General features: G+C 69.7%; 13 protein-coding genes. 11 read left to right on the top strand and 2 right to left on the bottom strand.

Going from position 1 to position 10,985, the window contains the following annotated elements:
• On the bottom strand, nt 1-859 hold an 859-nt coding region (gene purB / locus ACFE7F_RS10025), incomplete at its 3' end, for an adenylosuccinate lyase (RefSeq protein ID WP_375403715.1).
• A 178-nt stretch (nt 860-1,037) separates the two neighbouring features.
• Between purB and ACFE7F_RS10020 the strand changes: the two genes are divergently transcribed.
• A complete protein-coding gene (locus ACFE7F_RS10020; protein ID WP_375403714.1) occupies nt 1,038-1,439 on the top strand; it encodes an EF-hand domain-containing protein in 402 nt (133 codons plus the stop codon).
• Here ACFE7F_RS10020 and radC read toward each other — a convergent pair.
• Nucleotides 1,436-2,143 (bottom strand): DNA repair protein RadC, encoded by a 708-nt coding sequence (radC, locus tag ACFE7F_RS10015; RefSeq protein ID WP_375403713.1) that lies wholly within the window; start codon nt 2,141-2,143, stop codon nt 1,436-1,438. The genes ACFE7F_RS10020 and radC overlap by 4 nt on opposite strands.
• An 89-nt stretch (nt 2,144-2,232) precedes the next feature.
• Here radC and ACFE7F_RS10010 point away from each other — a divergent pair, with 89 nt between their 5' ends.
• From ACFE7F_RS10010 to ACFE7F_RS09965, 10 genes are all read left to right on the top strand, one after another.
• The gene (locus ACFE7F_RS10010; protein WP_375403712.1) at nt 2,233-5,337 is read left to right on the top strand and encodes a YdbH domain-containing protein; all 3,105 of its coding nucleotides are present in this window, start codon (nt 2,233-2,235) and stop codon (nt 5,335-5,337) included.
• Nucleotides 5,334-5,516 carry a YnbE family lipoprotein gene (locus ACFE7F_RS10005; protein ID WP_375403711.1) on the top strand — a complete coding sequence of 61 codons (183 nt, stop codon included), beginning with the start codon at nt 5,334-5,336 and terminating at the stop codon, nt 5,514-5,516. Before ACFE7F_RS10010 ends, ACFE7F_RS10005 begins: the two co-directional genes overlap by 4 nt.
• Nucleotides 5,516-5,890: a YdbL family protein gene (locus ACFE7F_RS10000; RefSeq protein WP_375403710.1), complete on the top strand. Its 375-nt coding sequence runs from the start codon at nt 5,516-5,518 to the stop codon at nt 5,888-5,890. Before ACFE7F_RS10005 ends, ACFE7F_RS10000 begins: the two co-directional genes overlap by 1 nt.
• A 173-nt stretch (nt 5,891-6,063) precedes the next feature.
• The gene (locus ACFE7F_RS09995) at nt 6,064-6,384 is read left to right on the top strand and encodes an AtpZ/AtpI family protein (RefSeq protein ID WP_375403709.1); all 321 of its coding nucleotides are present in this window, start codon (nt 6,064-6,066) and stop codon (nt 6,382-6,384) included.
• Between the two features lie 88 nt (nt 6,385-6,472).
• A complete protein-coding gene (locus ACFE7F_RS09990; RefSeq protein WP_375403708.1) occupies nt 6,473-7,249 on the top strand; it encodes a F0F1 ATP synthase subunit A in 777 nt (258 codons plus the stop codon).
• A gap of 42 nt (nt 7,250-7,291) precedes the next feature.
• Entirely contained in the window at nt 7,292-7,519 is a 228-nt protein-coding gene (locus ACFE7F_RS09985) for a F0F1 ATP synthase subunit C (RefSeq protein WP_331005788.1), read from the top strand.
• Nucleotides 7,520-7,633: 114 nt separating this feature from the next.
• Nucleotides 7,634-8,128, top strand: coding sequence for an ATPase (locus tag ACFE7F_RS09980; protein WP_375403707.1), 495 nt, complete (start codon nt 7,634-7,636; stop codon nt 8,126-8,128).
• The gene (locus ACFE7F_RS09975; RefSeq protein WP_375403706.1) at nt 8,121-8,759 is read left to right on the top strand and encodes a hypothetical protein; all 639 of its coding nucleotides are present in this window, start codon (nt 8,121-8,123) and stop codon (nt 8,757-8,759) included. The genes ACFE7F_RS09980 and ACFE7F_RS09975 overlap by 8 nt, the downstream gene beginning before the upstream one ends.
• 13 nt (nt 8,760-8,772) lie before the next feature.
• Nucleotides 8,773-9,093 carry a DMT family transporter gene (locus tag ACFE7F_RS09970; protein WP_375403705.1) on the top strand — a complete coding sequence of 107 codons (321 nt, stop codon included), beginning with the start codon at nt 8,773-8,775 and terminating at the stop codon, nt 9,091-9,093.
• A gap of 63 nt (nt 9,094-9,156) precedes the next feature.
• The gene (locus ACFE7F_RS09965) at nt 9,157-10,956 is read left to right on the top strand and encodes a DUF885 family protein (RefSeq protein WP_375403704.1); all 1,800 of its coding nucleotides are present in this window, start codon (nt 9,157-9,159) and stop codon (nt 10,954-10,956) included.
• The last annotated feature ends 29 nt before the right edge of the window (nt 10,957-10,985 follow it).

Below are 10,985 nucleotides of genomic sequence, written 5' to 3'. Positions count from 1 at the left end.
TGCGCGCGAGGCCGGTCAGGTTTTCGGTCAGCACCGGGTTGCGCTTGTGCGGCATGGCCGAGCTGCCCTTCTGGCCCGGCGCGAAATACTCCTCGGCCTCCAGCACCTCGGTGCGCTGGAGATGACGGATCTCGGTGGCGAGGCGCTCGACCGAGCCGGCGATGACGCCGAGCGTGGCGAAGAACATCGCGTGGCGGTCGCGCGGGATGACTTGCGTCGAAACGGGCTCGGGCGTGAGGCCGAGCTTGCCCGCGACATATTCCTCCACGAACGGGTCGATGTTGGCGAAGGTGCCGACCGCGCCGGATATGGCGCAGGTGGCGATGTCGGCGCGGGCCGCTTCCAGCCGCACGCGGTGGCGGGCGAATTCGGCATACGCCTGGGCGAGCTTCAGCCCGAAGGTGACGGGTTCGGCGTGAATGCCGTGGCTGCGTCCGATCGTCGGGGTCAGCTTGTGCTCGCGCGCGCGGCGTTCGAGCACGGCGAGGAGCTGATCGATGTCGGCAAGCAGGATGTCGGACGCGCGCGCGAGCTGGACCGCGAGGCAGGTGTCGAGAACGTCGGACGACGTCATGCCCTGGTGGAGAAAGCGCGCGGGCTCGCCCGTGCGCTCGGCGACGTGGGTCAGAAAGGCGATGACGTCGTGCTTGGTCTCCGCCTCGATCGCGTCGATACGGGCGACGTCGAACGGACCGGCCGCGGCATCCGCGTCCCAGATCGCCTCGGCGGCCTCGCGCGGGACGACGCCCAATTCGGCGAGCGCATCGGTCGCGTGCGCCTCGATCTCGAACCAGATGCGCAGGCGCGATTCGGGCGTCCAGATCGCGGCCATGTCGGGGCGGGAGTAACGGGGGATCATGCGAGGTCCGATCGGGAGAAAAGGCGAGACGGGGGTTAGCAGGGACGAGCGGCGCGCTGCAAACGGGCCGGCCACGCAACCATAGGCTAGACGGGGTCGTACATGGATCAGTGTCCAGGCACCCGTTCATGCCCGGCCCGCGCGTATGGGGGCCGGACCGAGATGGAAAGGTTCGTTCATGAAGAAGCTGACGCTAGCCGCCGCGATGCTCGCCGCCGCGCCCGCCGCCGCGCAGATCACGACGCCCGCGCCAGTCGTCCCCTCGCCGACGAGCGCGGCACCTGCGCCGACGGTTCCGCCGCCCACCACTCCACGACCTGCGACGAATGCCGGCGAGGTTGCCGCCATCGTGGCGCGCGAGTTCCCGGCCTATGACAAGGACGCGAGCGGCGGCCTCAGCCCCGACGAGTTCGGCGGCTGGATGGTGCGCCTGAAGGCGATCGCCGATCCGGCGGCGACGGCCGACGCGCCGTCGACCAAGACTTGGCTCGGCGCGGCCTTCGCGCAGGCCGATCTGGACAAATCGCAGTCGGTGACCCTGGCGGAGCTGACCGGGTTCCTGTCGCCCTCCGCCTCCTAGAGTAGGCCTTGCGCGCGGAGGCTGACATGGCCGTTCGCGCCGATGATCAGGTGATCGTGGACCGCGACGCCCATCGGCTTGCCAGCTGCGGCGATGGCGCGCGTCAGGTCGATGTCGGCGCGGCTGGGCGATGGGTCGCCGCTCGGGTGGTTGTGGACGAGGATGATCGCCGACGACCCCAGATCGATCGCGCGGCGGATCACCTCTCGGACATGGACGGCCGCCTCGTCGACCGTTCCGCGGCTCATCAGCTCGTCGCGGATCAGCATGTTCCTGGTGTTGAGGTGCAGCACGCGGACATGCTCTACCGCCTCGTGCGCCATGCGGCCGCGTAGGTAATCGAGCAGCGCCTGCCAGTTGGCGAGCACCGGGCGCTCGGCGACGGGCGCGGCGAGCAGGCGGATCGCCGCGGCCTGCGCGATCTTGATGGCGGCCACCGACGTCTCGCCCATGCCGGGCACGCGCGCGAGCTGGTCGCCGTCGGCGGTCAGCACCCCGCCGATCCCGCCGAACTCGCGCAGCAGCGTCTTGGCGAGCGGCTTGGTGTCTCGGCGCGGAATGGCGAGCGCGAGCAGGTATTCGATCAGCTCATGGTCGAGCAGCGCGTCGCCCCCGCCCGTCGCCAAGCGGCGGCGGAGGCGGGCGCGGTGGCCGGCGCCATCGGGTGTTCCGTCGTTCTCGGCGGGGTCGCTGTCGGCCATCATTCGCAAGGGTAGGGCGGCGGTTCACGCGATTGCAAGCGGGCAAGCGCCATGCCTATGCATGCGGGTGACGAGCGGGGTCGAGTAGGGCGGTGACGCAGGAGAGCGACGAGCCGTCCCCCGGTCCCGCCCGCTTCGCCGCGCGTGGGGCCGCGATCGTGCTCGGCCTGTTCGTCCTGTTGCTGCTCGGGGTCTGGATCGCGCGGCGGCCGATCGCGCGCGAGGTGATCGATCGGCGGCTCGCGGCGGCGGGGGTGCGGGCGCGCTACGACGTCGCCGATCTCGGCTTCGGGCGGCAGCGGTTGGTGGATGTGGTGATCGGCGACCCGGACAGGCCCGATCTGGTCGCGGACTGGATCGAGGCGGGCACGCGGCTCACCTGGAGCGGGGCGAGCGTTACGGCGTTACGGGCGGGATCGGTGCGGATGCGCGGGCGGATCGTCGGCGGGCGCGTGTCGCTGGGCGCACTCGACCGGCTGCTCTCCGCGCCGTCGAGCAAGCCGTTTGCGCTTCCCCGCCTGTTCCTGGACGTCGCCGACGCGCGGATGCGGCTGGAGACGCCGGCGGGGGTTTTCGGGCTGATACTGGCGGGGCGAGGGCGACTGGATGACGGGTTTGACGGGCGGCTCGCGGTGGTCAGCGAACACGTTGAGGCGGGCGGGTGCGCCGCGGAGCGGGTGGAGGCGGCGGTGCGAGTGCGAATCACCGACGCGGCACCGACGGTGGTGGGGCCGATACGGGCGGCGCGGGTGGCTTGCCGCGGCGGCGGCGCTCGGCGGGTCGGTGCGGATCTGGACGCGGCACTCACCCCGGCGCTCGACGGGTGGCGCGGTGCGGTGCGGCTTGCGACGGGCGCCGTCGACGGTGCGGGTGCTCGCGGCACCGCATCGGCCGGAACACTGACCTTCGCCGGCAGCGCGCGCGGAACCGCCGGCCGAGCGGATCTGGCGCTGACGGACTTCAGCCTCAAGGGTGCTCGCGCTCGGCGGGTGAGCTTGGCGGGCGACTACCGGACCGGCGGCGGCCTGCGGTTCGCGGGTCGCGTCCGGGCCGAGGATGCGGCGGTGGCGCGGGTCGGCCTGGAGGCGGCGGCACTCGCGGGGACGCCGCTCGGCCCCATCGCCGACGGCATTGCCGCCGCGGTTGACCGGGCGGCGCGTCGGTTCGGATTCGACGCCGCGCTGATGGTCGACACGCGCCAGGGCGGAGCGGTCCGCGTGACCGGGATGACGGCCCGGTCCGCAAGCGGCGCGCGCGTGATGCTCGGCGGCGGTGACGGGATCAGCTGGTCGCCGTCCCGCGTCCGCTTCGACACCGACGCGTCCGTCGGCGGCGGAGGGCTGCCCGCGACCCGTCTTTTGCTCGACCAAGCCGCGCCCGCCGCGCCGATCCGCGGGTCCGCGCGCGTCCAGCCCTATGCCGCCGGTGGTGCGGTCGCCGCGCTCGCGCCGGTGTCGTTCACCGCCATGCCGGGCGGCACGACCCGGGTGGCCACCGTCGCGACCTTGTCGGGGCCGCTCGGCGACGGGCGGATCGATCGGCTGCGCGTACCGCTGGTCGTCGACTGGGACGGCGGTTCGCGGCTCGCGCTAGGCCCCGGTTGCTCGCCGATTGCGTTCGATCGGCTGTCGGTCGCCGGACTGACCTTGTCGCCGACGCGGCTTCGGCTGTGCCCGACGGCGGGCGTGTTGGTCCGCGTCGAGCGCGGGCGGGTGAGCGGCGGCGCGCGCATCGACGCGCCCCGGCTCGCCGGGCGGTTGGGCGCGACGCCGGTGACGCTTGCGGCGAGCAGCGCGGAGGTGGCCATCGGCGCGCGCGGCTTCACCTTGCGAGGCGTAGCGGCGGCGCTGGGGTCGCCGGGGCGCGTCACGCGGATCGAGGTCGGGCGGCTTGACGGCCGGATCGATGGCGGCGCGGTCGCGGGCGGGTTTGCGGACACGATCGGCCGGATCGCGAATGTGCCGCTGCTGCTGTCGGGCGCGAGCGGCGCCTGGCGGCTCGCCGGCGGGGCGCTGACGCTGGGCGGCGCGAGCACCGTGAGCGACGCGGCGGCGCGGCGCTTCGAACCGTTCCGGAGCGAGGACATCGCGTTCCGCCTCGAAGGCGGACGGATCGCGGTTACGGGGTCGCTGGTCGAGCCAGCCACGCGGTCGGAAGTGACACGGGTACGGATCGGCCACGATCTCGCGCGCGGAACGGGCGAGGCGACCCTGACCGTGCCCGGCGTGATCTTCGACGAGAAGCTTCAACCCGAGGCGCTGACGCGAACTACTTTCGGCGTGATCGCGGACGTGCGCGGCCGGGTGGCTGGGGAGGGCCGGATCGCCTGGAGCCCGGCCGGCGTGACCAGCACCGGCGCGTTCGCGACCGAGGGCATCGACCTAGCGGCGGCGTTCGGGCCGGTGACCGGATTGAAGGGGCGGATCGTGTTCGACGACCTGCTCGCGCTCCGCAGCGCGCCGGGACAGGTGGCGACGATCGCCACGATCAATTCCGGCATCCCGGTAACGGACGGCGTGGTCCGCTACCAGACGCTGCCCGGATCGCGCGTGGCGGTCGAGGGCGGGCGCTGGCCATTCGCGGGCGGTATGCTGCTGCTCGCGCCGACGACGCTCGACTTCTCGCGCCCCGTCGACCGGCGTCTGACCTTCGGGATCGAGGGCATGCAGGCGGATCAGTTCCTCCAGCAGTTCGACTTCGACAATCTGAACGCGACGGGCGTGTTCGACGGCGAACTGCCGATGGTGTTCGACGAGCGCGGCGGACGGATCGAGAATGGCCGGCTGCGGGTGCGGGGCGGCGGCGGCACGCTCGCCTATGTCGGCGCGATCAGCCAGGAACGGCTTGGAACCTGGGGCGATTTCGCGTTCCAGTCGCTCAAGTCGCTCCGCTACCGGCAGCTCGGTATCGTCATGAACGGGCCGCTCGCGGGCGAGATGGTGACCGACGTCCGGTTCGAGGGCGTGAGCCAGGGAGCGGGGACCAAATCGAATTTCGTGATCCGGCGGCTCCAGCAGCTGCCGCTGGTGTTCAATATCCGCATCAAGGCGCCCTTTCGCGGCCTGATCGACTCCGCGCGCAGCTTCTACAACCCCGCGCGATTGATCGAACGCAACCTGCCCGCCTTGCTCGAGGAGCAGGACAAGCGCGCCGCCCCGCCCGTCATTCAGCCATCCGCAAGCAGGAACGTGCCATGAAATCGAAGATGCCAATCGCGCCGATGTTGGCGGTCGGCCTGCTCGGGGGATGCGTCAACGTATCCGCTCCGGACAAGCCGATCGTGATCAATCTCAACATCAACGTGACGCAGGAGGTGGTGTACAGGCTGGATAACGACGCCAAGTCGGTGATCAAGCGGAACCCGGGGATATTCTGATGCGCAAGGCATGGATGGCGGTGGCGTTGCTGGCGACGGTGGGCATGGCGGGCGCGGTCTGGGCGCAGCGCGACCCGGCATATGCGGCGGCGCGGTCGGCGGGGCAGGTCGGCGAGCAGCCCGACGGCTATCTGGGCGTGGTCGGCTCGGCGGACGCGGAGCTCCGCGCGCTGGTGAACAAGATCAACATTCAACGCAAATCCGCCTACACGAGCCAAGCGAGCGCCAGTGGCGCGACCATCGATCAGTTCGCCTTCACGAGCGGGTGCAACCTCGTCGCGCAGACCTCTCCGGGCGAGAAGTATCAGACGCCCGGCGGCGACTGGCGTACCCGCGGCTCGGGCGCACCGGAGCGCGACCCACGCTGCGTATGAAGTGACGCCGACCCACCGTGGTCGAGGCGGGGGTCGAGCGCTTCCGACCGTGGAGATGGGGCGGCGAGCACCTTCGCGTCGGTTGACACATAATCGACCCCTGCTAAACGGGCCGCGCTTCGGGCGGGGCCTGTCGCCGTACGCGCTCCGTTCACTCGCTGAAGGAGAGCCGCGTGGCGGAGTATGATCCCGACCGGGACACCCACGACGTGGAGGATCCACGGCTGACCGCGCTTGATGCCAAGCTGCGCGACGCCAGGGCTCGCGAAGCGACGCGGACGGGGCAGGTGCCGAAGACCGGCGACGGCGGCTACTCGCTCGGCAACCGCGTCCTGTCGGCGATGATCGGCAGTCTTGTCGGCGGCGCGCTGATCGGCTGGGTCATCGACAGGCTGGCGGGAACCGGTCCGTGGGGATTGATCGTGATGCTGTTCCTGGGGATCGGCGTCGCGTTCAGACAGATCATCAAGATGTCAGGCGAACGCCCGAGTTGATCGGGTTTTTCCTGCACCAGAAGAACAAGGGTTAGGCCAAGTGGCGGCGGAAGCAGCGGCGGCGGAAGGGGGCAGCAGGATCGACCCCATGCACCAGTTCCTGATCGAGCCCGTGCTCGGTCAGCGCTGGATCGTGGGCGGGTACGATCTGTCCTTCACCAACTCGGCGCTGTGGATGGTGCTCACGCTCGGCGCGCTGTGGGTATTCATGCTCATGGGCATGAAGCGCGAGCTGGTGCCGGGCCGCGCGCAGATGGCCGTGGAAACCTTCACCGGCTTCATCCAGTCGATGTTGATCTCGAACATCGGGCCGGAGGGTAAGCGCTTCCTGCCTTACGTCTTCTCGCTGTTCATGTTCATTTTGTTCGCGAACATATTGGGGTTATTGCCTTTCGGCGTGATCCCGGGCGTGCATCCCTTCACCGTCACCAGCCACATCACGGTCACCGGCGTGCTGGCGATCATCTCGTTCGCGATCGTGCTGATCGTCGGGTTCGGGCGGCATGGCTTCCACTTCTTCTCGTTGTTCGTACCGCACGGCACGCCCACGCTCATGATCCCGCTGATTTTCGTGGTCGAGCTGATGAGCTTCCTCGTCCGGCCGTTCAGCCTCGGCTTGCGGTTGTTCGTCGCGATGACCGCCGGGCATATCCTGCTCAAGGTACTGGCCGCGTTCGTGATCAACGGCGTCAACCTGGTCGACGGCGCGAACGCCAGCCTGGCCTATATCGCGGTCGTGAGCATCCCGTCCTTCGTGCTGATGGTCGGGATCACGCTGCTCGAGCTGCTGGTCGCCGCCATCCAGGCATACGTGTTCGCGTTGCTGACGTCGGTCTATCTGAACGACGCGGTAAACCTGCACTGAGTGTTACCCACCGTTACCTACTTTTATCTGGAGTGAAGAATGATGGACGCAGAAGCCGCCAAGCTGTTGGGCGCCGGACTGGCCGCGATCGGAATGGGCATCGCCGCGCTGGGCGTGGGCAACGTGTTCGCCAAGTTCCTGGAAGGCGCGCTGCGCAATCCGGGTGCCGCGGACAGCCAGCAAGGCCGGTTGTTCATCGGCTTCGCGGGCGCCGAGCTGCTCGGGCTGCTCGCCTTCGTGACCATGATCATCCTGGTGTTCGTGGCCTAAGCCGACGGGCGGCATCGCCGCCCTTCGGCTCGGCCGGCCGAACGGCTCGCCGCTTCGGTCCGACGTCAGACGGCCGACCGGCACGCTGTCCGGATCGACGTCACGGGAGTAATCATGCCTCAGATCGAACAGCTCGCCTCCACCTACGCTTCGCAGATCTTCTGGCTGCTGATCACCTTCGGCCTCCTGTATTTCGGGATCGGCAAGTCCATGGTACCCAAGATTCAGGGGACGGTGGACGCGCGCGATGCGCGGATCGCGGCCGACATCCGCGTGGCGGAGGAGGCGCGCGCGTCCGCCGACGCGACGGAGGAGGCATGGCGCAGCGAGATGGAGACCGCACGTCTCGCGGCCCAGGCGGAAACCGCCGCGGCCAAGGCACGCGCCACGTCCGCCTTCGAGACGCAGGTTCGTCAGGCCGACGCCGACCTGGCGCTCCGTTTCTCGCACCATGACCGCGCGGTCGGGGAGGCGAAATCGGCGGCGATGGGCAACGTCCAGAACATCGCGGCGGACGCGGCGCGCGATCTGGTCGTCAAGCTGTCGGGCGCTCAGGTAAGCGCGGACGCGGCTTCAGCGGCCGTGCGAAAGGTGATGACGCATGGCTGACCCGACCGGCGATACGATCGTCGCCGCCAATCTGGCCCATGCGGCCGAAGCGGAGCCGCTTGCGCCCGCGAACGTCCGCGACGGCGGCGCGCTGACCGGCGAGGTGCATGAAGCGGGTGGGGCCGAGCATGTCGTCGAGCCGACCGCGCTCGGCTTCGATACGACGGGCTGGGTCGGGATCGCCGCGCTCGTCGTGCTGCTGATCATGCTGGTGCGCGGCGTGCCGGCGATGATCGGGCGCTCGCTCGACGGCAGGATCGCCGACATCCGACGTCAGCTCGACGACGCCGCGCGGCTCCGCGCCGAGGCGGAAGCGCTCCGGACGGAATACGAGGCCAAGGCGGCGTCCGCGCATGGCGACGCCGAGACGATCCGCGCGCATGCTCATCAGGAGGCGCATGCGATCATCGCCAAGGCCAAGGCGGACGCGGAGGCGCTGATGGACCGCCGCGCCCGGATGGCCGAGGACAAGATCGCTGCCGCCGAGCGTACCGCAGTGGCCGAAGTCCGCGCCACCGCCGCGGAGGCTGCGGTGAAGGCCGCCGCGCTGCTGATGCGCGACGGCGTCGATGCGGAGGTGGATCGGCGGCTGGTCGACCGCACGATCGCGGGCCTGGGGCGGCCGAACTGACGGTCGACAGGCGGTGTCCTGGCTGATCCTCGCCCTCGCCATCGTCGCCGAGGTCTGCTGGGCGCTCAGCCTGAAATGGGCCTCGACCGCCGGCACCTGGGTCGCGGGGCTCGTGCCGATCACACTCAGCTTCATCACCATGGGCATGCTCGCGCTGGCGATGCGCGGGCTTGCGGCGGGAACCGCCTATTCGATTTGGAGCGGGCTCGGGGCGGTGGGGGTGATCGTCGGCGGGGTCATTCTTTTCGGCGAACGGGTTAGCCTGACCCAGGGATGCTTCATGGCGCTGACGATGATCGGCGTAGTCGGGACCAAGCTGTTCTCGCCGAGCTAGTTGGACAGCCCCTTCGGCGGCTCCTATCCCCGTCGCCGGGCAAGCCGAGAGGAGCGGATCGATATGGATCGTCGTCAATTCATGGCTGGTGCCAGCGCGGCGGCGCTCTCCTCGACGAGTGCGGCCCAGCTCGCCCCCGGCGCTAAGGCCGACGCTCGGTTGCGCGCCTTGCTCGACCGATTCTTCTACGACCGATTGGCCGACAGTCCGGAGGGTGCGACCAGCCTCGGCCTCGACAACGGTGCCCGCGCCGCGCTCCGTTCGCAGCTGTCCGACCGCTCCGCCGCCGGGCGCGCGCGCGACCTGAGCCGGGCCAAGGCGGAGCGCGCCGAGCTGCGCCGGATCGACCGCGCAAGCCTATCATCCGCCGCCAAGGTCGATCACGACGTCGTCGCCTACCAGCTCGACCGCGCGGTCACGGGCGGCGAACGCTTCACCTATGGGTCGGGCTCCGGCCGTTACGCGCCGTATGTGCTGAGCCAGCTGACCGGTGCCTACCGCGACGTGCCCGACTTCCTCGACGGCCAGCATCCGGTCAAGAACGCGACCGACGCCGACGCCTATCTGGCGCGGCTGTCCGCATTCCCAAAGGCGATCGACGACAATAGCGCGACCCAGCGCGCCGATGCCGCGCGCGGCGTGTTCGCGCCCGACTTCCTGCTCGACACCACGCTCAAGCAGATGGCGGCGCTCCGCGATCAACCCGCCGCGAGCAACACGCTCGTCACCTCTTTCGCGGCCAAGTTGAGGGCGGCGGGGCTGCCCGACGACCGTGCCGTACGCGCGGCCGTGATTATTGAGCGTGATGTCTACCCAGCGCTCGACCGCCAGCGCGCGCTCGTGACCAACCTGCGCCCCCGCGCCACGCACGACGCCGGCGCGTGGCGACTTCCCGACGGCGATGCATACTACGCGGCGGCGGCGGAGGCGGCGAGTACGGTCGCGATGAGCGGCGACGCGATCCACCGTATGGGGTTGGAGCAGGTAGCCGAGATTTCCGGGCGCATCGACGCGATCCTGAAGACGCAAGGGATGACGCAGGGAACCGTCGGCGATCGGCTGGTCGCGCTCAACAAGCGACCCGACCAGCTTTTCCCCAACACCGACCCGGGCCGCGAGGCATTGCTTGCCGAGCTCAACGGGCAGGTTCGGGCGATGCAGGCGCGCCTGCCCGAGGTTTTCTCCGTGGTTCCCAAGGCACCGGTCGAGGTACGCCGCGTGCCGCCATCGATCCAGGCGGGCGCGCCCGGGGGCTATTATCAGAACGCGACGCTCGACGGGTCGCGGCCGGGCATCTACTTCATCAATCTGCGCGACACGTTCGATCGGCCCAAGTTCGGACTCGCCACGCTGTCCTATCACGAGGCGGTGCCGGGGCATCACCATCAGGTCATGACCTCGCTCGAATCGGAGTCGATCCCACTGATCCGGCGGCGCGGCGGGTTCAGCGGCTATTCGGAAGGATGGGCGCTCTATTCCGAGCAGCTGGTGGATGAGATGGGCGTATATGACGGGAATCCGCTCGGCCGCGTCGGCTATCTGCAATCGCTGCTGTTCCGCGCGACGCGGCTGGTGGTCGATAGCGGGCTTCACGCCAAGCGGTGGAGCCGCGAAAGGGCGACCGACTACCTGATCGCCACCACCGGCATCGCGCGCGGGCGGAGCCAGGGCGAGATCGACCGTTACTGCGCTTGGCCGGGTCAGGCGACCAGCTATAAGATCGGCCACTCGGTCTGGGTGCGGCTGCGCGACGAGGCGAAGAAGCGGCCGGGGTTCGACTTGAAACGCTTTCACGACGTGTTGACGCTCGGCGCGATGCCGCTGACGGTGCTGGAGCAGGTGGTGCGCGAGCGGATGGCGTAACGCCGCGCGAGTCCCTAGATTCCGGTAAT

This window comes from uncultured Sphingomonas sp. (assembly GCF_964235535.1).
Lineage (GTDB): Bacteria > Pseudomonadota > Alphaproteobacteria > Sphingomonadales > Sphingomonadaceae > Sphingomonas.
This window is presented reverse-complemented; position numbering and strand designations above follow the sequence as displayed.